Genomic DNA, 20,103 nt, shown 5'->3' with positions numbered 1-20,103 from the left:
GCCCTCCATGGATCAGGAGCACATAGCCGGGGACGGCGAAGGGGCGGGCAGGCGGCGCTTCCTCGCCATCGCGACGGGGGCGGCCACCGCAGCCGGGCTGGGAGCCGTGGGCGGCTGCGCGCGCCCGGGCGGGGCCGGCCGGGCGGATCTGGGGGGAGCCGGGAAGGGCCCCGCCCCCAGTGGCTCCGCAGGGAAGACGACCGGGCCGGGCGCCTTCGACGTCAAGGCCGAGAACGCCCGTCCCGGGAACGCCGACTGGCACGTCACCAAGGCCGGGCCCGCGCGGGCCATCGAGGGCTTCGCCGACCGGGTCAGCGTCCTGCCCGGCGAGCCGTTCGGGCTGCACGTGTCCACCACCGCGCCCCGGTTCACGGTCTCCGCCTACCGGATGGGCTGGTACGGCGGCGCCCGCGCCCGGCTGGTGTGGCGCTCCGAGGCGCTGCCCGGCGTCCGGCAGCCCGAGCACACCGTGGACCCGGCGACGCGCATGGTCCGCACCCGGTGGCCCCGTACGGCCACGATCGACACCAAGGGCTGGCCGGAGGGCTGCTACCTGCTGCGGCTCGACGCGCAGGGCGGCGAGGGGCAGCGGTTCGTGCCCGTCACCGTCCGGTCGGCGGCCACGGCGGGACGCACGGTCGTGGTGAACGCGGTGGCGACCTGGCAGGCGTACAACCGGTGGGGCGGTTACGGCAGCTACGACGGCCCGAGCGGCGGCTACGCCTCGCGGTCCCTCGCCGTGACCTTCGACCGGCCGTACGAGTACGACGACGGCGCGGGGCTGTTCCTGGTGTACGAGGCGCCGCTGCTGGCGCTCGCCGAACGGCTCGGCATACCGCTGGCCTACGCGACGACCACCGACGTGGCGCGCGAGAAGCGGCTGCTGGAAGGGGCCGCCGCGGTGCTGTCCCTCGGCCACGACGAGTACTGGTCGCCCGAGCAGCGGGCCCACTTCACGGCGGCCCGGGACGCCGGGACCAACCTCGCGATCCTCGGCGCCAACTGCTGCTTCCGCAGGATCCGCCTGGAGTCCTCCGACCTCGGGCCGGACCGCACCGTGGTCTGCTACAAGTCCTCCTACGACCAGGACCCGGGGTTCAAACGGGGCGGGCCGGCCACCGTCGACTTCCGCTCGGCCCCCGGGGCCGACCCCGAGAGCTCGCTGCTCGGCGTGATCTACGACGGGTACCCGGTGGACGCCCCCTACGTGGTGACGCATCCGGGGCACTGGCTGTTCGAAGGGACCGGAGTGAAGGCCGGCGACCAGTTCCCGCACCTGGTGGGGGTGGAGTACGACAAGGTCAACACCGGTTTCCCGACGCCCCGGCCGATCGAGATCCTGGCCCACTCCCCCGTGGTGTGCGAAGGCCGGCCGAGCCACCAGGACACGGCGTACTACACGGCGCCGAGCGGCGCGGGCGTGTTCGCCACCGGGACGATGCGGTGGGTGGAGGCCCTGGACGCCACCGGCGACGGCCGCAGCGGGGCCAACCACGGGCTGGACGCGCGGTCGGGAGCGCTCACCACGCGCGTGACGGAGAACATGCTGCGGGTCTTCGCGGCAGGTCCGGCGGGTCGGACGCATCCCGCGCAGGACAACGTCAAGGCGGTGTACGGGGGTTCGTGACGGCGGCGCCCGACCGGTGCCGGATGGCCGGAACACGGTGGACTCCTCCCGGAACGGGCGCCTAGGATCGTGATCACGGCATCGCGTGCCGGTCACCGGCCGGGTGAGGCATGGAGGTGCCCGTGAGGTGCCTTGCGGAGGCATTCACCCATGTCAGTCCAGCTCAACCACACGATCGTCCACTCCCTCGACAAGCGGGAGTCCGCCGAATTCCTGGCGCACATCCTCGGCCTGGAGGTCGGGGCCGAGTGGGGCCCCTTCATCCCGGTGTCCACCGGCAATGACGTCACCCTGGACTTCGCGACCGCACCGGCCGGGTCCATCGCGGTGCAGCACTACGCGTTCCTCGTCTCCGAGGAGGAGTTCGACGTGTCGTTCGAGAAGATCCGATCGGCGGGGATCCCGTACTTCGCCGACCCGTACATGAAGCACCCGGGCGAGATCAACCACAACGACGGCGGCCGCGGACTGTACTTCCGGGACCCGTCGGGACACGGGATGGAGATCATCACCCGTCCGTACGGGTACACGGAGAACGCCGGCTGAGGCACGCGCCGTCGGGCCCGCTCCCCGCCGGGGGAGGGCCCGACGGCGTACGCACGCCTCCCCCGCGGGCACCCGGGGCCCGTGAGAACTCGGTAGCGGACCCGGGCTGGCGCAGACCACCATGCAACGCATGAGCGATGAACCCGCGCGATGGACCCGGGCGACCGTCTACCCCGACATGTGGGCCGATCCTGCCGACGATCCGCGCAACAACGAGGACAGTCCGGACGGGGAACGGGCGACCCTGCTGGACTTCCTGACGAACTACCGCATCACCTTGCGGATGAAGTGCGAGGACCTGGATCCGGAGCAGTTGGCCCGGCGGTCGGTTCCGCCGTCGACGATGTCGCTGCTCGGCCTGCTCCGGCACCTCGCCGAGGTGGAACGCGACTGGCGCAACTGGATCACCGAAGGCGACCCGTTGCCGACGCTGTACGGCGAGAAGGACGCGGACTTCGCCGGAGCGGTCGCCGAACAGGCCGTGGTCGACGCCGCGTACGCCGATCTGGAACGCGAGCAGCTCGCCACCGACGCCGCACTGGCCGGGCACCCGGACCTGGGGGAGCGGGTGGGCGGGGAGCGGATCGCGATCCGGGAGCTGATGGTGCACAGGATCGACGAGTACGCCCGCCACTGCGGACACGCCGACCTGCTGCGCGAGTGCGTCGACGGAAGGGTGGGCCAGTGACGGAAGCCGGCCCGGCCGGGGGAAGGCGCACGACCGCGCCGGGCCAGGTCGACATGGCACGTGCCCAGGTGTTCGGGGAGGTGGCCGAACTCTACGACGCGGCCGTCGAGCAGCGGGCGCCTTCACCGACCTGCGTGCGTTCCGGTACGGGCTGACCTCTTCCTCGCCCGGGCCCGCTGAAACGGACACCGCCGTCACCGCGGAGCAGCCGACGGCCGCGCCCTTCGGGGACCAAACGCCGAACGCCCGGGCGGGAGTCGACTCTCGCCCGGGCGTTCGGGGTGTTCGTACTGCTCTTGTTTGCAGGGGCGGCAGGATTTGAACCTGCGGCATCTGGTTTTGGAGACCAGCGCTCTGACCAGCTGAGCTACACCCCTTCGGTGAGACCAACCATGTCATGGCGCGGCCCCGAGATCCACTTGTTTTGTGGATCAAGTGGAGTGAACTTCTGCCCGCACGGGGGCGCCGGAGGCCGACGGCCTCGGTGAGCGCCCCGTTTCCGCTGGTCAGGGCCGCGCCGAGCCGCGGTGGGGGCCGCTGCGGCCAGTGCGATGGCGTCCACGGTCCGAGACAGGAGGTAGGGGACGGTGGACAGTTGACCGCGGTCCCGAGCGGCTCGACGTCACGCCCGGTCCCGTACGCTCCGCGCCATGAAGAACACGACGGTACGGGCGGTCAACCGGCTCACCGCCCGGTGGGCCGGGCATGCGGTCGGCCGCGAACACGGCACCGCCCTCACCGCTGCCGGGGTCTGGCCCCTGCTCGCCCTCCTCGCCGACGGTGCGGCCGGTCCCGCCCGCACCGAACTCGCCGAGGCCCTCGGCACATCCGCCGACTCCGCCGCGGAGACGGCCCGCGAACTGCTGACCGGGCTGGCCGGCATACCGGGCATGCAGGCGGCCACGGGACTGTGGGCGCGCGCGGATCTCCCGCTGTGTGCAAGCTGGACTGACGCCCTGCCGGCGGGCGCGCGCGGGGTGCTGACCGGGCAGGCGGACACCGACCGCGAGGCGCTGGACGCGTGGGCGGCGGAGCGGACCGGCGGCCTGATCGAGCGGATGCGGGTCGCGCTGCCCTCCGGGCCCGCTGCCGTCCAGCTGGTCCTGGCCTCGGCGCTCGCGCTCCGGCTGAAGTGGATCCAGCCCTTCTGGGCCCAGCCGGACCCTTCTGGGCCCAGCCGGACGAGGTGGACGGAGGGCCGTGGGCCGGGCGGACGGTGCTCGGGCTGAGCCGCAGCACCTCGCTCCTGGACCGGGTCGGCGTGGCGCAGGGAGCAGCCGGGCCGGTGACCCTGCTGGAGGTGGTCGGGGACGGCGGGGTCGATGTCCGGCTCGTGCTGGGCGAGCCGGCCGCAGCTCCGGGCGACGTCCTCACCGCGGGGATCTCGGCCGTCACCCGGCAGATCACCGCGACGGGCGCAAGCCGGCTTCCCGAGGGGGAGCCGGGCCCGGGACTGACCGTCCAGACCGTCCCGTCGGCCACCCGCGAACCCCGCCTCGACGTCCGGACGGTGGCGTTCGACGTACGCGGCGAGCACGATCTCCTCCGGCATGCGCGGCTGTTCGGCCTGCGCGCCGCCTCCGCCCCGGACGGGGACCACTTCCCGGGGATCAGCTCCGTGCCCCTGACCCTGGGCTCGGCCCGGCAATCGGCGCTGGCCCGCTTCCACGCGGAGGGCTTCGAAGCCGCCGCGGTGAACGCAGTCGCTTTCGCCGCGGCTGGTGTGCCCTGCCTGCCGTACCGCACACGGCGGGTCTGCGTCCGATTCCACCGCCCGTTCGGCTTCCTCGCCGTGCACCGCACCTCCCGGCTCGTGCTCGCCGCGGGCTGGGTCACGGAGCCCCTCGCGTACGACTCCCCGGACCACGACTGACCGGGCGTCCAGCCGCGGCGGGCCGCGGCCGAGGTGCCGTCCGCTCCGTCGGCGTGCCCTGCTGTTCCCGTCGCTCCGGGACACCCGGTCGGCGGTGTCCGCGCCACCGCGCTCGCCCGACTCGATCCCGCGCGCGGGGCCGAGTCGTAGGCCCTGGGGTCCGCGCGGCAGCGCAGGCTCCTGCTCCCTCCTGCAGCGGCCCCGGAGGGCGCCGGACGGCGCTGTCCGGGCGGATGCGATGCTTGCGGCGCCGAGGCGGCACCACCCGGGTGGACGCGTCCGTACGGCCCCGTTGCGCACCGGCCGCGAACTCGTCCTCCGGATTTCCGCGATAAGTGTTATCAGGGCCGCGCTCGACGGTCTCCCAGGTATTGGGCATCATCGACGGCCGGTACGGACAGGGAACATCACATGACTACTGAGCACACGGCAGCGCTGGTGGCAGCGGCCCGCGCGGGCGATCCCCGCGCGCAGGACGAGCTCGTCGGCACCTATCTGCCGCTCGTCTACAACATCGTCGGGCGGGCCCTGAACGGGTCCTGCGACGTGGACGACGTGGTGCAGGACACGATGCTCCGCGCGCTCGACGGGCTGGGCGGCCTGCGCTCGGACGAGAGCTTCCGGTCCTGGCTGGTCGCGATCGCCATGAACCGGGTGCGTGCGCACTGGCAGGCCCGGCACAGCGCCCCCGGTGAGAGCGGCCTGGAAGCCGCCTGGGAGCTGGCCGATCCCGGCGCCGACTTCGTGGACCTGACCGTCGTACGGCTCCAGTTGGAGGGCCAGCGGCGGGAAACCGCCCGCGCCACCCGCTGGCTGGAGCCCGAGGACCGGGCGCTGCTGTCGCTGTGGTGGCTGGAGTGCGCCGGTGAGCTGACCCGCGCCGAGATGGCCTCGGCCCTCGAACTCTCCCCGCAGCACACGGCGGTGCGGGTGCAGCGGATGAAGGCGCAGCTGGAGTCCGCCCGGGTGGTGGAGCGGGCGCTGGAGGCCCAGCCGCCGTGCGAGGCGCTGAGGACGGTGACGGCCGGCTGGGACGGGGTGGCGTCGACGCTGTGGCGCAAGCGAATAGCCCGGCACGCGCGGGAGTGCCTGCGCTGCGCGGGCCTGTGGAACGGCCTGCTCCCGGCGGAGGGACTGCTCGCCGGCCTCGCCCTGGTGCCGGTGTCGGCGGCGCTGCTGGCAGGCGTACGGTCGGCGGCGGCGGGCGGTTTCGTCCCCGCGGGCGCGGCGTACGGGACCGACGGCGGCGCGGCGGCTGCATACGGGCCCGACGGCGGCGCAGGGGCGTACGGATTCGACGGTGGCGCGGGCGCGTACGGGTTCGACGGCGGCGGGGACACGGCCCCGATACCCGGCACGGCCGCGGGCCCGAGCTCCGGCTCTCCGATACCCGGCCAGTCCGCGGACCACGCGACGCAGCTCACCCCGACCGTCTCAGCACAGGGCGGCGCCGCGGCCGGCACCCCCGGCGGCGGCCGCAGCGTACTGCGCAAGCGCCGCCGCAGCCGCCGGCGGGCCATCGGCGGTGCGGTGATCGCCGCCTGCGTCGCGGGTGGCGGGCTCGCCTACCTGGGCGGTTTCCCCGGTTCGGCCGATACCGAGGCGGAGGGCGCCGCGCCCTCCCCGCTGGCCGCGCTGTCGGCGCCCGAGTCCGCGAGCGCCTCGCCCTCGGACTCCGCCCCGCCGTCCCCCTCGCCCTCCCCGTCGGCGTCGGCCTCCCCGAGCCCGTCCGCCGAGAGCCCCAGCCCGAGTCCGACGCCGACCCCCTCGAAGACGGCCTCGCCGCGCACTTCCGCGCCCGCTCCGGCACCCGCCCCGCAGGGGATCGCGGGCCAGGTCATCGCCCTGGTCAACGACGAGCGCGCCGCGGCCGGCTGTGGCCCCCTCAAGGAGGACCCGCAGCTGCGCTCCGCCGCCCAGGGGCACTCCGACGACATGGCGAACCGGGACTTCTTCTCCCACACCAACCCCGACGGCGCCGACCCGGGCAAGCGGACGACCGCCGCCGGATACCGCTGGTCCACGTACGGGGAGAACATCGCGAAGGGCCAGCAGACGGCGGCCTCCGTGATGGACGCGTGGATGAAGAGCCCCGGCCACCGGGCCAACATCCTCAACTGCTCCTTCAAGGACATCGGCGTGGGCATGCACCAGGGGCCCGGCGGCCCCTGGTGGACGCAGAACTTCGGGGCCCGCATGTAGCTCCGCCGGGCTTTCGACTGTCCGTGCCTCCCCGGGCGTGCTTGCACGGTTGCTTCAAAGAAAAGGGCAAGATAGGACCTGGAGCCGAACGGGCAGATCAGAGTGGGCGGGGTGGCGCGCATGCCGAGGATGGAACTGCGTCCGCACCAGCGGGAGGCGGTCGACGCCGTGGTGCGGGCCCTGCAGCTGCCCGCCGGCGGCCGGGTGCCGGGAGCCGGGCTGCGCACCCAGGTGGTCATGGCGACCGGTGCGGGCAAGTCCCTCGTCGCCGTGCGCTCCGCCGAGGAGCTGCGGGCGGCCCGGGTGCTGGTCCTGGTGCCCTCGCTGGACCTGCTCGTCCAGACGGTGACGGCCTGGCGGGAGGGCGGCCGCACCGGCCGTTCCCTCGCCGTGTGCTCGCTGCGCCCCGAGGAGGCTGGCCTGCCCACCACCACCGATCCGGCGGAACTGGCCTCCCGGGGCGGCCGTGCCGGGGAACGGGTGACGGTGTACGCCACGTACGCCTCCCTCGGCCTCGGCACCATCGAGCGCGCGCACCTCGCCGGGCTGCCCGGCTGGGACCTGATCGTGGTCGACGAGGCGCACCGCACCTCCGGGCGGCTCGGCAAACCCTGGGCGGTGGTGCACGACAACGCCCGTATCCCCTCCGTGCGACGGCTCTACATGACCGCCACGCCCCGGGTCTGGCAGGACGCCGAGGAGGGCGAGGGGGGCGGCGCCGGGGGCTCGGCTTCGCCGGGGCGGGGCGAGCTCGTCGCGTCGATGGAGGACGACCCGCAGGGCCCGTTCGGCGCCCGCTGCCACACCCTGACCCTCGCCGAGGCCATCGACCGGGGCATCTGCGCCCCGTACCGGGTCGTCTGCGTGGACGTCACCGACCCTGCGTTCCAGGCGGCCGTGCTGCTGGGCCGGGACGGCCGCTCGGACGCGGTGCGCGGGGCGCGGCTGGCGGCGCTGCAGGCGGCCCTGGTGAAGGCCTCGGCCGAACAGGGCTTCCGGCGGACTCTGGTGTTCCATCACCTGACCCGGGAGGCCGAGGCCTTCGCTGCCGGACTGCCGGCGGTGGCGGAGCGGCTGAGGGCGTCGGGCAGCGGCAGGCGGCCGGGGTATCCCCGTACCGTCCGGGCGGACTGGCTGTGCGGGCAGCACTCGGCGGCGCACCGGCGGCAGGTGCTGGAGGCGTTCGCCGCGGACCGGGGAGCGGAGAAGGCCTTCCTCGGGAGCGTCCGGGTCCTCGGCGAGGGCGTGGACACCAAGGAGTGCGACTCCGTCTTCTGGGCCGACGTGCGGGGGTCCATGCCCGACCTCGTACAGGCGGTGGGGCGGGCGCTGCGGATCCGGCCCGGCGAGGGCAAGGTCGCCTCACTGGTGGTGCCGGTCCTGCTGGGGCCGGGCGAGGGCCCGCAGACGATGCTGACCTCCCGGGCGTACGGGGACCTGGCGCGGCTCCTGGAGGCGTTGCGGGCCCACGACACCCGGCTGGTGGAGGCGCTGGCGCAGCCGCAGGTGCCGGGGCGGCCCTCGGAGCCGGTGGAGGCCGCGGCGTCCCGGTCCGCGGTCGAGTCGCTGCTGAGCTTCTCCACTCCGCGGGATCCGGCGCTGCTGGCCGCCTTCATCCGGCTGCGCGTGCTGCATCCCGAGCACGGGAACTGGCGGCGGGGGGTTGAGGCGGCCCGGCTCTACGCGGAGGCGGCCGGGGACCTGAAGGTGCCCTACGGCTTCAAGGTGCCGGCCGGTGATCCGGCGTGGCCGCCGGCTCTGGCCGGGTTCCCGCTCGGGCAGTGGATCGCGGACGCGCGGCGTACGCACCGGCGGGGTGCGCTCGGCCGGGAGCGGGTCGCGCAGCTGGATGCGCTCGGGATGGTGTGGAGCCACTTCGACGTGGCCTTCGAGGAGGGTCTGGCGGCGGCCCGCGGCTGGGCGGCCGAGCACGGGCACCTGCTGCCCCCGGTGGACGCCACCTGGCGCGGCGCGCCGGTCGGCGTCTGGGTGAAGAACCAGCGGGCGGCGGCCCGCCGCGTGGGGCCGGGGGCGTTGTCTCAGGAGCGCCGGGAGGCGCTGGAGGCCGTCGACGCGTCGTGGTGTCCGGCGTGGGACATCTCCTGGCAGCGGGCCTTCCACCTGACGCGGGTCCACCTGGATGCGGGCGGCCGGCTGCCGCTGGTCCGGGGCGAGGTGGTCGTCCAGGGTGAGGACCTGGGGGTGTGGGTACGGGCCCAGCGGTCGGCCTGGGAGCGGCTGACCTGGGCGCAGCGCTGGCTGCTGGAGCACACCCTCGGGGTGACCCCGGCGACGGGGCCGGAACTCCCGCCGCCGCGGCGCAGCCAGGCCGAGAAGTGGGCGGCGCACCTGGAGGCGGCCCGGGAGTTCCGCGCCCGCGAGGGCCATCTGCGGGTGCCGCGCACGCACGTGGAGCGGGTCGGCGGCCAGGACTTCCGGCTGGGTTCGTGGATCGCCAACCAGCGCGCCCGGGCGGGCCTGCTGACGGAGGACCGGGTGGCGGCCCTGACCGCCCTCGACATGCAGTGGTCCACCCCCCGGCCCTGAGGCCGCCGCAGCACCGCACCGGCACGCCGTGGACGGCCCTGCCCGGACGCTTCGGCTCCTGGAAGGGGGCCCCAACCGGCTGCGGAACGGGCCGCCGCACGCAGCTGAGGGGTCGTCGCAGCCGGGGCCCGACAACAGGGACGCTGCGCCGAAGGACAGAAGTCGCGGGGGCGCGGGTCACCGCGACCGCGGGCTCACCGGGTCACCGCGTCACGGGCCGGTCCAGTCGAAGGTGATGTGCTTGCTCGACTGCCCTTCCCGGCTCCACTGGAAGCCGAAGGCGTCGGCCCGGTCCGCGGTCGAGCGGCCCCAGGTCGCGGTCTGGCCGGGCCCGGTCTCGCATCCCGGCAGGTTGGTCGACTGGCAGCGCGCGCCCTCCGGCGTCGTGGTGCCGGTGAGCGCCTCGGCACTCGCCTCGACCCGTCCGGGCACGGTGGCCCGCCAGCCGGACAGGTCGGCCGCGACCTCGATCTCGACGGGGGCGTAGTCCATGCCCCGCACCTCGGCGCCGAACATCGTCATCATCTCGGCCGGCCAGCTGCCCGCCTGACCACCGAAGATCATCATGAGGGCCTCGCGCTGGGCGTCGTCGGCACGCTCGTCGAGGAACACCGCCCCGTAGGCGTCGGTGTGCTCGTCCCACAGGTTGCCGGTGAACGACCCGAGCATCAGCACGTTGAGGCCGTCGAGCCTCACGTCCCCGTAGCGCCCTTCGCGGATGTGCCAGGCCAGGACGCCGTCGCACTCACCAAAGGTGGGCGGCTGCGCGAAGGAGCACGGGCACGGCACGTTGCACTTGCAGGTGTCGAACCAGTCCCCGGCGACGTGCCACTTCGGAACCGCCGCTGTCGTCTCGGACATCTGACCGCCTCCTCGTGCCCCAGCGCGGGACGAGGTCGGCGAAGCCCCTGTGGGCCCTCACCGGCACGCGCCCGGTCGCACAGGTCTCGTCCCCCCATTGTCCCCCGTGCCGGGTAACGCGTGCCCCTGTCCGGGCGCTGTGCTGTGCTGGAACCGTGCGACGCCTCGACCCGAAGGCCTACCCCCCGCCCCTGCGGCCGGCGAACCTGCTGTCGGTACGGGAGCTGGCCCTGGCCTGGTCCCTGATGGTGCTCCTCGCGGTGCTCGCCTGGGTCCTGGTCGTGGACCAGGCCCGCGGCATGGGCGCGGAGCCGGGCACCATGGGCCTGGGCATCGCGCTCTTCCTGGTCTTCTGGCTGGTCATGATGACCGCCATGATGTTCCCGTCCGTGGCGCCGGTGGCCCTGACCTGGGCACGGGCCATCGGCCGCCGGTCGACGGGACCGGCCCGCGCCGCCCGGACGGCCCAGTTCGTGGCCGGCTACCTGCTGGCCTGGACGGCCTTCGGCCTGGTCACGTACGGGATCCTCGCCGCGACCGGGCCCCTGGTGGACCGCCACCCCACCGCCGGCCGCTGGATCGGCGCCGCGGCCTTCCTGCTCGCCGGGCTCCAGCAGCTCGGGCCGCTCAAGGACGTCTGCCTGCGCCACTGCCGCAGTCCCATGGGCCAGCTCGTCCGCTACGCGGGCTTCCGCCCCCGGGCCCGTGACCTGCGGGTGGGACTGCACCACGGCCTGTACTGCGTCGGCTGCTGCTGGGGGCTGATGATCGTCCTCGTTCCGCTCGGCGTCATGAACATCGCGGCGATGGCGGCGGTGGCCGTCGTGATCTTCGTGGAGAAACTCTGGCGCCTGGGCCCGGTCGTCTCGACGGCGGTCGGCATCGCCTTCCTGGTCCTCGCCGTCCTGGCCCCGTTCCAGAGCTGGCTCCTGCCCGGCCTGGAACCGGCACAGACCCCGATGACGGACATGGGGATGCCCGGGCCGTAGGCCGTGTCTTCCGGATCGGGCGGGCGAGCGGCGCCGCGGGCCGATCCGGCCTGATCCACACGACACGGCCCTAGTGGTGGAAGCCCGAGCGGGGTGCGGTGGCCGGGAGGGGCTGGGGGTTGGCCGTCAGGTGGTCCACGGCCCGGCGCACGTCCGCGGCCAGCAGGGCGATCTGGTCGCGGGTCACCCCGTGCCGGACGAGCACGCGCTGGACGACCGTGTCGGCGCGGTCGGCGGGCAGCGGGTACGAGGGCACCTGCCAGCCGCGCATCCGGAGCCGGTCGGAGAGGTCGTAGAGGCTGAAGCCCGCCGCGGCCGGGTCGGTGAGCCGGTAGCAGACGGCGGGGAGGGCGCCTTGGCCGTCGTACAGGAGGGTGAAGGGGCCCATCGCGGCGATGGCGGCGGCCAGGTGGCGGGCGGTGTCGGCGCAGGACTGCTGGACGCGCCGGTAGCCGCTGCGGCCGAGGCGCAGGAACAGATAGTACTGGGCGATGACCTCGCCGCCGGGGCGCGAGAAGTTGAGGGCGAAGGTCGGCATGTCGCCGCCCAGGTAGTCCACGTGGAAGACGAGTTCGGGCGGCAGCAGGTCGGCGGTGCGCCAGACGATCCAGCCGACGCCGAGCGGGGCGAGCCCGTACTTGTGGCCGGAGGTGTTGATCGAGGCGACCCGCGGCAGCCGGAAGTCCCACATCACGTCGGGGTGGAGGAAGGGGGCGACGAAGCCGCCGCTGGCCGCGTCCACGTGGATCGGGACGTCCCAGCCGTGCGCGCTCTGGATCAGGTCGAGTTCGGCGGCGAGGTCGGCGACGGGTTCGTAGTCGCAGGTGTAGGTGACACCGAGGATGGCGACGACGCCGATGGTGTTCTCGTCGACGTGGCTGCCGAGTTGGTGGGGGCGCAGGCCGGTGGCGCCCTCCTCCAGGGGGACTTGGCGCAGCTCGACGTCGAAGTACCGGGCGAACTTCTCCCAGCAGACCTGGACCGGTCCGCACACCAGGTTGGGCCGGTCCGCGGGCAGGCCCTGGGCGTGGCGGCGGGCACGCCAGCGCCACTTGAGGGCGAGGCCGCCGAGCATGGCGGCCTCGCTGGAGCCGGTGGTGGAGCAGCCGGTGGCCGGGGCGCCCGCCGGCGCGTGCCACAGGTCGGCCAGGATGTTGACGCAGCGGGCCTCGATCTCGGCGGTCTGCGGGTACTCGTCCTTGTCGATCATGTTCTTGTCGAGGCATTCGGCCATGAGGCGGCGGACGCCGTCGTCGGACCAGGTGGTGCAGAAAGTGGCCAGGTTCTGGGCTGCGTTGCCGTCGAGGAGGAGCTCGTTGTGGAGCAGCTCGTAGACCGCCTGCGAGGACGACTGGTCCTCGGGCATCCGGTACTTGGGGAGGACCTGGCTGCTCAGGGCGGACGTGAACACGTCCGTGTCGGCGTCGCGGGTGCGGGCGTGCTTCGTCTCATGGAGCGGCATATCCGGACTATAGGTGACGGATAGCGGTAAATCCGGCTTCAGGTTCCGGCCGACTCTGCGATGTGATCCCCTCCATAGGGCGCCACCCCGACAGAAAAAATTACTGTCCAGTAAGATGATCCCCACAGATCTTCCCGTCCGGACCGCTGGAATCGGCTCGGACGGGAAGATCTGACCAACTGGTTCTATGTGCAACTTATCCGCAGATGTCCGGATAACGGCTCGGGGTTCAGGGGCTGCTGATACCTCTTCGGGCCATGAACAAGATCACTCGCCGGCAGGCCATGGGCACCACCGCCGGCGCACTCACCGCCCTCGGCCTCGCCGGCGTCACCGCGCACGCGGCCGCCGCCGACTCCCGCGCCCCCTCGGCCTCCGGCACGGTCGACGAGGTCTACCAGGGCCGGCGCATCCAGATCACCCCGGGCGGGGGCGGCCACCACGGCGGCCACCACTCCCCCGGCCTGCCGACCGTACGGATAGACGGCCGCGAACTGCACGTGATGCGCAACGCCGACGGCACCTGGATCAGCGTGGTCAACCACTACGAGACGTTCTCCGACCCCGCGTCCCTCGCCCGCGCCGCCGTACGCGAGCTCCAGGGCGCCGCGCTCCTCCCGCTCGCGCCCGCGGGAGGCACGGCATGACCGTCCGCAAGAACCAGGCCGCGCTCACCCCCGAGGAGAAGCGCGCCTTCACCAACGCACTGCTCGAACTCAAGCGCACCGGCGTCTACGACCGGTTCGTCACCACCCACAACGGCTTCATCATGGCGGACACCGACGCCGGCGACCGGGTCGGCCACCGCTCCCCCTCCTTCCTGCCCTGGCACCGCCGGTTTCTGCTCGAATTCGAGGCGCAGCTGCAGAAAGTGGATGCGAAGGTTTCGCTTCCGTACTGGGACTGGACGGTCGACCGCACCACCCGCTCCTCCCTCTGGGCCGCGGACTTCCTCGGCGGCACCGGACGCGCCCGGGACGGGCAGGTCCTCGACGGGCCGTTCGCGTACGCCGCCGGCAAGTGGAACATAGCCGTACGCGTGGACGGACGCGGCTACCTGCGGCGCGCCCTCGGCACCGGCGCGGCCGAGCTGCCCACCAAGGCCGAGGTCGACGCCGTGCTGAACATGCCGGTCTACGACGCGGCGCCCTGGAACAGCTCTTCGAACGGCTTCCGCAACCACCTGGAGGGCTGGCGCGGCGCCAACCTGCACAACCGGGTGCACGTCTGGGTCGGCGGCCAGATGGCCACCGGGGTCTCCCCCAACGACCCGGTGTTCTGGATGCACCACGCCTACGTCGACAAGCTGTGGGCCGAGTGGCAGGCCCGGCACCCGCAGTCGCCCTACCTGCCCGCCGCCGGCACCGCGAACGTCGTGGACCTGCACGACACCATGCGGCCCTGGAACGACGTGACCCCGGCCGACATGCTCGACCACCGGAAGTTCTACACCTTCGACACCGAGCCGGCAGCGGCCGCCGCCAGCCAGCGGTAGTGCAGTTCGGGGCGGCCGACCTGGCCGTAGCGGGGGGTGCGGTCCGCGCGTCCGGTGTCCACCAGGTACTCCAGATAGCGCCGGGCGGTGATCCGCGAGGTCCCGGCCGCCTCGGCCGCCCCGGCGGCGGTCAGACCCTCGGGCGCCGCCCGCAGCAGCGCGGCGACCCGCTCCAGGGTCGGCGCGCTGAGGCCTTTGGGCAGCTCGGCGGGGCTCGGGGCACGCAGGGCGGCCAGGGCCCGGTCCACGTCGTCCTGACCGGCCGCCTCCCCGGCCGTCGCGCGGAACTCGGCGTAGCGCAGCAGCCGTTCGCGCAGCGTGGGGAAGGCGAAGGGTTTCAGTACGTACTGGACGACGCCGAGCGAGACGCTCTCGCGGACCACGGCCAGGTCCCGCGCCGAGGTCACGACGATCACGTCGACGGGATGCCCGGAGGCCCGGAGCCGGCGCGCGAAGCGCAACCCGTGGCCGTCGGGCAGGCCGAGGTCTAGCAGCAGCAGGTCGACCGGGGTCCGCTCCAGGACCCGGGTGGCCTCCGCGAGGGAGTGGACGGCGCCCACGGCCGTGAAACCGGGCACCCGACCCACGTACAGGGCGTGCGCGTCGGCGGCGACCGGATCGTCCTCGACCACCAGCACCCGTACCTCGGCGGCCTCCGGGCCGCCCGCTCCGTGCCCGCGCGGCCCGCTCACGCCTTCGGCTCCCTTCCCGTGGGCAGTCGTACGGTGAACTGAGCGCCTCCGCCCGGCACTTCGGCGGCCTCCGCGCTGCCTCCGTGCCGGTGGGCCACCTGCCGGACCAGGGCGAGGCCGAGGCCGCGCCCTTCACCCTTGCCCGACCAGCCGCGCCGGAACACGTCGGCCGCAGCGCCCTCGGGCAGACCGGGGCCGTTGTCGGTGACGCGCAGCAGCAGCCCGTCCTCGTCGGGCCGGACCGTGACGGCGATCCTGGCGCCCGGCACCCCCGTCACGGCGTCGACCGCGTTGTCCAGGAGGTTGCCGAGGACGGTGACGAGGTCCCGGGCCGGGAGCGCGGCGGTCCGCCCGACGGCGGCCCGGCTGTCGGGAGTGACCACCAGCTGGACGCCCCGCTCGTGGGCCTGGGCGGCCTTTCCGAGCAGCAGGGCCACCAGGACCGGTTCCCCCACGGCGGTGACCACCTCGTCGGTGAGCGCCTGGGCCAGCTCCAGTTCGGCGGTGGCGAATTCCACGGCCTCGTCCGCCCGGCCGAGCTCGATGAGGGAGACCACGGTGTGCAGCCGGTTCGCGGCCTCGTGGGCCTGGGAGCGCAGCGCCCGGGTGAACCCGCGCTCCTGGTCCAGCTCGCCGGTCAGCGACTGGAGTTCGGTGTGGTCGCGCAGGGTCACGACGGTGCCGCGGCGGCCGCCGCCCGCCACCGGTGCGCTGTTGACCACCAGGACCCGGTCGGCGGTCAGGTGGACCTCGTCGACCCGGGGCCGGTCGGCCAGCAGGGCGCCGGTGAGCGGTGCGGGCAGCCCGAGGTCGGCGACCCCGGTGCCCCTGATCTCCCCGTGGACCCCGAGCAGTTCCCGTCCGGCGTCGTTGACCAGGGTGATCCTGCGCTGTCCGTCGAGCAGGAGCAGCCCCTCGCGGACCCCGTGGAGGGCCGCCTGGTGGTAGTCGTACATCCGGCTGAGCTCGGCCGCGTTCATGCCGTGGGTGTGCCGCCGCAGCCGTGCGTTGACGACGTACGTGCCGACGCCGCCGAGGGCCAGGGCCCCGGCCGCGACCCAGGCGAGGGCGGTGAGCTGCTCGGCGAGCCGGGCGCTGATCGCGCGGACGGTGATGCCGGCGCTGACCATGCCGACGATCCGGCCCTGGTCCAGGAGCGGGGTGACCACCCGGATCGAGGGTCCGAGGGTGCCGGTGTAGGTCTCGCTGAAGGTCTCGCCGCGCAGGGCCCGGGCGGTGTTGCCCATGAAGGGTTCGCCGATGCGCCGCGGGTCGGGGTGGGTCCAGCGCCGCCCGTCCGGGGCCATGATCGTCACGAAGTCCACCCCGGAGTCGACCCGGACCCGCTCGGCGTAGGGCTGGAGCGCGGACGAGGGGCTGCCGGCCGGGCCGGCGGCGCGTACGGCCCCGATGACGGACGGGGAGTCGGCGACGGCGCGGGCCACGGACCCCGCCTGGCGCCGGGCCGCCTCCTCCGCCTGGCCGCGGGCCGAGGCGTACGCGAAGACAGCGCAGCCGGCGACGACGACGGCGACCAGCAGCACCTGCATGGCGAACAGCTGGCCGGCGAGGCTGCGCGGCGGCCGGAGGAAGCGGAACATGCCGCTCAGTCTGCCTTCCGCCGTGAACTCAATGAACGCAAGGGTGACCGGGGTCACAGCGGTGGGCGATGGTCTCCCGGAACGCAATCACCACCAGGAGGCGACGTGGCCGCCAGAGCCGACAAGACCCACTATCTCTACATCGCGGTGATCGCCGCGGTGCTGCTCGGCATCGCCGTCGGCTTCGCCGCGCCCGGCGCGGCCGTGGAGCTCAAGCCGCTGGGCACCGGCTTCGTGAACCTCATCAAGATGATGATCTCGCCCGTGATCTTCTGCACGATCGTGCTGGGCATCGGGTCGGTGCGCAAGGCCGCCAAGGTGGGTGCGGTGGGCGGTCTCGCCCTCGGCTACTTCATGATCATGTCCACGGTGGCGCTGGCGATCGGCCTGCTCGTGGGGAACCTGCTGGAGCCCGGCAGCGGCCTGCACCTCACGGAGGCGGCGCGCCACGCAGGTGAGGCCCAGGCCAAGGCGGGCGCCGCGCAGAGCACACCGGACTTCCTGCTGGGGATCATCCCGACCACCCTGGTGTCCGCCTTCACCGGCGGACAGGTGCTGCAGACCCTGCTCGTGGCGCTGCTGTGCGGGTTCGCGATCCAGGCGATGGGCGCGGCGGGCGAGCCGCTGCTGCGCGGGATCGGACACGTGCAGACACTGGTGTTCCGGGTCCTCGCGATGATCATGTGGGCGGCGCCGGTGGGCGCGTTCGGGGCCATCGCGGCGGTGGTCGGTGCGACCGGCATCGACGCCCTGAAGTCCCTGGCCGTCATCATGATCGGCTTCTACACGACCTGCCTGCTGTTCGTGTTCGTCGTCCTGGGGACCCTGCTGCGGGTGTGCGCGGGGATCAGCGTCTTCTCGCTGCTGCGCTATCTGGGCCGGGAGTTCCTGCTGATCCTGTCGACCTCCTCCTCGGAGTCGGCGCTGCCGCGGCTGATCGCGAAGATGGAACACCTGGGCGTGGCCAAGCCGGTCGTCGGCATCACGGTGCCGACGGGCTACTCGTTCAACCTGGACGGGACCGCGATCTACCTGACGATGTCCTCGCTGTTCATCGCGGAGGCGATGGGCAAGCCGCTCGCCCTGGGCGAGCAGATCTCCCTGCTGCTGTTCATGATCGTGGCTTCGAAGGGCGCGGCCGGGGTCACCGGGGCCGGCCTCGCGACGCTGGCGGGCGGCCTGCAGACGCACCGGCCGGAACTCGTCGACGGCGTCGGGCTGATCGTGGGCATCGACCGCTTCATGAGCGAGGCCCGGGCCCTGACGAACTTCGCGGGCAACGCGGTGGCGACGGTCCTCATCGGCACCTGGACGAAGGAGTTCGACCGCGGGCGCGCCACCGAAGTCCTGGCCGGGAGGCTGGAGTTCGACGAGGCCAGTCTGGTCGACGACCCCCACGCCGCCGAGCCCGCGGCCCCCGTGCCGGGCCAGCCGGCCGGCGCCAAGGACGGCGTACCGGCCTGACCGGGACGCCCCGAAGGGCCGACCGGGCAGGGCTCGCCCCCACGGTGCCCAGCCCGGTCGGCCCACACACCCGTACCCATGGGCGATTTTCAGCCACCGTCTTGCAAAGTGTCCTGCTGTAAAAGGTACTTCCGTACCCGGGCACGCGTCTGACATCTTGCGTCCACCACTCGTTTCGTACGGCCCGACCGGTGCCACCCGCACCGCCGGGCCGTCTTCGGAGGACGCATTGATACCCCACATATCCAGCCGACCTCGACGTACGCTCGTACTGGCCGCCACCCTCGGCGCCGCACTGGCCTTCGGCGCCCCGGCCGCTCTCGCCGGCACGGCTCCGGTCGGCCCCTCCGCCCCGTCCGCCCGTGCCATGGCCCCGGCCGCGGCGCCGACTTCCCAGAGTGCGACCTGGGTTGCCGGCACCCGTGCCTACCTGGTGATCACCGCCCCCGGTGACAGCTCTGCGGTGCGCTCGGCCATCGCCGCCAACGGCGGCACGGTCTTCTCGAACTTCGACTCCATCGGCGTGATCGTCGCCCACTCCGCCTCGGCCGGCTTCGCCGCCACCATGCGCGGGGTCAGCGGCGTCCAGCAGGTCGGGGCGACCCGCACCTCGGACGTACCGGCCGACGCCTACAACCCGGCGCTGCCCGCCAACCCGAGCCAGGCAAGCACCCCCGCGGGCGAGCCCGTCCGCGCCGACATGAGCCAGATCAAGGCGGACCAGGCGTGGGCCGTCACCACCGGCTCCTCCTCCGTCAAGGTCGGCATCCTCGACACCGGCGTCGACGACCAGCACCAGGACCTGGCGCCGAACTTCAATGCGGCCGACTCCGTCTCCTGCGCCTACGGAAAGCCCGACACCCGTGCGGGCGCCTGGCGGGACGTGGACACCCACGGCACGCACGTCGCGGGCACCATCGCGGCGGCCAAGAACGGCAAGGGCGTCATCGGCGTGGCCCCGGGCGTGAAGATCTCCGCGGTCCGCGTCGCCGAGCCGGGGAACTCGTTCTTCTTCGCCGAGAACACCATCTGCGGTTTCGTGTGGGCCGGTGACCACGGCTTCAAGGTCACCAACAACAGCTACTACACGGACCCGTGGCAGTTCAACTGCCCGGACAACATCGACCAGGCCGCCATCATCGAGGGCGTCAAGCGCGCCCAGCAGTACGCGGAGAGCAAGGGCTCGCTCCAGATCGCCGCCGCGGGCAACGAGGACTACGACCTCGCCCACAAGACGACCGACTCCGCGAGCCCGAACGACTCGACGCCGGTCACCCGCACCATCACCAACGCCTGCCTGGACATCCCGACCGAGCTGCCGGGCGTGGTCACGGTCGCGGCGAACGGCACCGGCGTCACCAAGGCCTCCTTCTCCAACTACGGCCAGGGCGTCATCGACGTAGCGGCGCCGGGCAGCAACGTGTACTCCACGCTGCCGGGCGGCACGTACGGCTCCAAGAGCGGCACCTCGATGGCCACCCCGCACGTCGTGGGCGTCGCCGCGCTCATCGCCAGCACCAACCCCGGCATCACCCCGGCGCAGATCCGCGACAAGCTGGCCACCCAGGCCAACGACATCGCCTGCCCCTCGGACAGCCGCTGCACCGGCACCACGGCGAACAACGCCTTCTTCGGCGAGGGCCAGGTCGACGCGCTGAAGGCGGTCGGTTCCACCCCGCCGCCCGGCAAGTACTTCGAGAACCTCGGTGACTTCGCCATCAACGACAACGCCACCGTGGAGAGCCCCATCACGGTCAGCGGGGTGAGCGGCAACGCGCCCGCGACCCTCAAGGTGGGCGTGGACATCAAGCACACCTACATCGGGGACCTGAAGGTCGACCTGGTGGCCCCGGACGGCTCCGTCTACACCCTGAGCAACCGGGCAGGCGGCGGCACCGACAACATCATCCAGACCTTCACCGTCAACGCCTCCTCCGAGGTGGCGAACGGCCTCTGGAAGCTCCGCGTGAACGACAACGCGAACGCCGACACCGGCAAGATCGACGCCTGGAACCTCACGTTCTAGTCGCGCCGCAGCACACGAGCCCCCGCTCCG

General features: G+C 73.2%; 17 protein-coding genes and 1 tRNA gene. 13 read left to right on the top strand and 5 right to left on the bottom strand.

All coding sequences use genetic code 11. The features are described 5' to 3' along the window. The first annotated feature begins 7 nt into the window (after positions 1–7). From ABZ128_RS04590 to ABZ128_RS04575, 4 genes are all read left to right on the top strand, one after another. The gene (locus ABZ128_RS04590; protein ID WP_356846015.1) at positions 8–1,627 is read left to right on the top strand and encodes a N,N-dimethylformamidase beta subunit family domain-containing protein; all 1,620 of its coding nucleotides are present in this window, start codon (positions 8–10) and stop codon (positions 1,625–1,627) included. Positions 1,628–1,777: 150 nt separating this feature from the next. Next, complete coding sequence (locus tag ABZ128_RS04585; protein ID WP_356846014.1) at positions 1,778–2,173, top strand: VOC family protein; 396 nt, start codon at positions 1,778–1,780, stop codon at positions 2,171–2,173. A gap of 130 nt (positions 2,174–2,303) precedes the next feature. Further along, positions 2,304–2,861, top strand: a complete 558-nt coding sequence (locus ABZ128_RS04580; protein WP_356846013.1) for a DinB family protein — start codon at positions 2,304–2,306, stop codon at positions 2,859–2,861. After that, positions 2,858–3,016 (top strand): hypothetical protein, encoded by a 159-nt coding sequence (locus ABZ128_RS04575; RefSeq protein WP_356846012.1) that lies wholly within the window; start codon positions 2,858–2,860, stop codon positions 3,014–3,016. Before ABZ128_RS04580 ends, ABZ128_RS04575 begins: the two co-directional genes overlap by 4 nt. A gap of 148 nt (positions 3,017–3,164) precedes the next feature. On the opposite strand, the gene ABZ128_RS04570 is transcribed toward ABZ128_RS04575, so the two are convergent. Next, positions 3,165–3,238 (bottom strand) — tRNA-Trp (locus ABZ128_RS04570). A gap of 273 nt (positions 3,239–3,511) precedes the next feature. On the opposite strand from ABZ128_RS04570, the gene ABZ128_RS04565 reads away from it, so the two are divergent. The 4 genes from ABZ128_RS04565 to ABZ128_RS04550 all read left to right on the top strand — a co-directional run bounded on the left by ABZ128_RS04565 (position 3,512) and on the right by ABZ128_RS04550 (position 9,483). Continuing rightward, a complete protein-coding gene (locus ABZ128_RS04565) occupies positions 3,512–4,090 on the top strand; it encodes a serpin family protein (protein WP_356846011.1) in 579 nt (192 codons plus the stop codon). Next, the gene (locus tag ABZ128_RS04560; RefSeq protein WP_356846010.1) at positions 4,048–4,734 is read left to right on the top strand and encodes a hypothetical protein; all 687 of its coding nucleotides are present in this window, start codon (positions 4,048–4,050) and stop codon (positions 4,732–4,734) included. The genes ABZ128_RS04565 and ABZ128_RS04560 overlap by 43 nt, the downstream gene beginning before the upstream one ends. A gap of 411 nt (positions 4,735–5,145) precedes the next feature. Continuing rightward, positions 5,146–6,936 carry a sigma-70 family RNA polymerase sigma factor gene (locus ABZ128_RS04555; RefSeq protein WP_356846009.1) on the top strand — a complete coding sequence of 597 codons (1,791 nt, stop codon included), beginning with the start codon at positions 5,146–5,148 and terminating at the stop codon, positions 6,934–6,936. 120 nt (positions 6,937–7,056) lie between these two features. Further along, positions 7,057–9,483, top strand: coding sequence for a Helicase associated domain protein (locus ABZ128_RS04550; protein WP_356846008.1), 2,427 nt, complete (start codon positions 7,057–7,059; stop codon positions 9,481–9,483). A gap of 210 nt (positions 9,484–9,693) precedes the next feature. Here ABZ128_RS04550 and ABZ128_RS04545 read toward each other — a convergent pair whose 3' ends face one another. Beyond that, on the bottom strand, positions 9,694–10,344 hold the full coding sequence (locus ABZ128_RS04545) for a DUF1326 domain-containing protein (protein ID WP_356846007.1): 651 nt from the start codon (positions 10,342–10,344) through the stop codon (positions 9,694–9,696). 245 nt (positions 10,345–10,589) lie between these two features. Here ABZ128_RS04545 and ABZ128_RS04540 point away from each other — a divergent pair, with 245 nt between their 5' ends. Beyond that, positions 10,590–11,333 carry a DUF2182 domain-containing protein gene (locus tag ABZ128_RS04540; protein WP_356846188.1) on the top strand — a complete coding sequence of 248 codons (744 nt, stop codon included), beginning with the start codon at positions 10,590–10,592 and terminating at the stop codon, positions 11,331–11,333. A gap of 70 nt (positions 11,334–11,403) precedes the next feature. Here ABZ128_RS04540 and ABZ128_RS04535 read toward each other — a convergent pair whose 3' ends face one another. After that, positions 11,404–12,795 (bottom strand): glutamate decarboxylase, encoded by a 1,392-nt coding sequence (locus tag ABZ128_RS04535; RefSeq protein WP_356846006.1) that lies wholly within the window; start codon positions 12,793–12,795, stop codon positions 11,404–11,406. A 257-nt stretch (positions 12,796–13,052) separates the two neighbouring features. On the opposite strand from ABZ128_RS04535, the gene ABZ128_RS04530 reads away from it, so the two are divergent. Further along, positions 13,053–13,442 carry a tyrosinase cofactor gene (locus ABZ128_RS04530; RefSeq protein ID WP_356846005.1) on the top strand — a complete coding sequence of 130 codons (390 nt, stop codon included), beginning with the start codon at positions 13,053–13,055 and terminating at the stop codon, positions 13,440–13,442. Continuing rightward, positions 13,439–14,290 (top strand): tyrosinase family protein, encoded by an 852-nt coding sequence (locus ABZ128_RS04525; protein WP_356846004.1) that lies wholly within the window; start codon positions 13,439–13,441, stop codon positions 14,288–14,290. The genes ABZ128_RS04530 and ABZ128_RS04525 overlap by 4 nt, the downstream gene beginning before the upstream one ends. Here the strand turns inward: ABZ128_RS04525 and ABZ128_RS04520 are convergent. Together ABZ128_RS04520 and ABZ128_RS04515 are read right to left on the bottom strand one after the other, a co-directional pair. Further along, entirely contained in the window at positions 14,242–14,982 is a 741-nt protein-coding gene (locus ABZ128_RS04520) for a response regulator (RefSeq protein ID WP_356846003.1), read from the bottom strand. The genes ABZ128_RS04525 and ABZ128_RS04520 overlap by 49 nt on opposite strands. Further along, entirely contained in the window at positions 14,979–16,583 is a 1,605-nt protein-coding gene (locus tag ABZ128_RS04515; RefSeq protein ID WP_356846002.1) for a sensor histidine kinase, read from the bottom strand. Before ABZ128_RS04515 ends, ABZ128_RS04520 begins: the two co-directional genes overlap by 4 nt. Positions 16,584–16,688: 105 nt before the next feature. Here ABZ128_RS04515 and ABZ128_RS04510 point away from each other — a divergent pair, with 105 nt between their 5' ends. Continuing rightward, a complete protein-coding gene (locus ABZ128_RS04510) occupies positions 16,689–18,047 on the top strand; it encodes a cation:dicarboxylase symporter family transporter (RefSeq protein ID WP_356846001.1) in 1,359 nt (452 codons plus the stop codon). Between the two features lie 229 nt (positions 18,048–18,276). Beyond that, positions 18,277–20,073 (top strand): S8 family serine peptidase, encoded by a 1,797-nt coding sequence (locus tag ABZ128_RS04505; RefSeq protein ID WP_356846000.1) that lies wholly within the window; start codon positions 18,277–18,279, stop codon positions 20,071–20,073. Positions 20,074–20,103: the final 30 nt, after the last annotated feature.

This window comes from Streptomyces sp. NPDC006326, assembly GCF_040612915.1.
Taxonomy (GTDB): Bacteria; Actinomycetota; Actinomycetes; order Streptomycetales; family Streptomycetaceae; genus Streptomyces.
Note: the sequence above shows the minus strand (reverse complement) of the source record. Positions and strands in the feature narration are given on the sequence as shown.

What these genes read in the sequence shown, in the direction of transcription:
- ABZ128_RS04535 (WP_356846006.1), bottom strand. Translation starts at nt 12,795, where the DNA reads ATGCCGCTCCATGAGACGAAGCACGCCCGCACCCGCGACGCCGACACG.
- ABZ128_RS04525 (WP_356846004.1), top strand. Translation starts at nt 13,439, where the DNA reads ATGACCGTCCGCAAGAACCAGGCCGCGCTCACCCCCGAGGAGAAGCGC.
- ABZ128_RS04555 (WP_356846009.1), top strand. Translation starts at nt 5,146, where the DNA reads ATGACTACTGAGCACACGGCAGCGCTGGTGGCAGCGGCCCGCGCGGGC.
- ABZ128_RS04550 (WP_356846008.1), top strand. Translation starts at nt 7,057, where the DNA reads ATGCCGAGGATGGAACTGCGTCCGCACCAGCGGGAGGCGGTCGACGCC.
- ABZ128_RS04590 (WP_356846015.1), top strand. Translation starts at nt 8, where the DNA reads ATGGATCAGGAGCACATAGCCGGGGACGGCGAAGGGGCGGGCAGGCGG.
- ABZ128_RS04540 (WP_356846188.1), top strand. Translation starts at nt 10,590, where the DNA reads ATGGTGCTCCTCGCGGTGCTCGCCTGGGTCCTGGTCGTGGACCAGGCC.
- ABZ128_RS04530 (WP_356846005.1), top strand. Translation starts at nt 13,053, where the DNA reads ATGAACAAGATCACTCGCCGGCAGGCCATGGGCACCACCGCCGGCGCA.
- ABZ128_RS04580 (WP_356846013.1), top strand. Translation starts at nt 2,304, where the DNA reads ATGAGCGATGAACCCGCGCGATGGACCCGGGCGACCGTCTACCCCGAC.
- ABZ128_RS04545 (WP_356846007.1), bottom strand. Translation starts at nt 10,344, where the DNA reads ATGTCCGAGACGACAGCGGCGGTTCCGAAGTGGCACGTCGCCGGGGAC.
- ABZ128_RS04515 (WP_356846002.1), bottom strand. Translation starts at nt 16,583, where the DNA reads ATGTTCCGCTTCCTCCGGCCGCCGCGCAGCCTCGCCGGCCAGCTGTTC.
- ABZ128_RS04585 (WP_356846014.1), top strand. Translation starts at nt 1,778, where the DNA reads ATGTCAGTCCAGCTCAACCACACGATCGTCCACTCCCTCGACAAGCGG.
- ABZ128_RS04565 (WP_356846011.1), top strand. Translation starts at nt 3,512, where the DNA reads ATGAAGAACACGACGGTACGGGCGGTCAACCGGCTCACCGCCCGGTGG.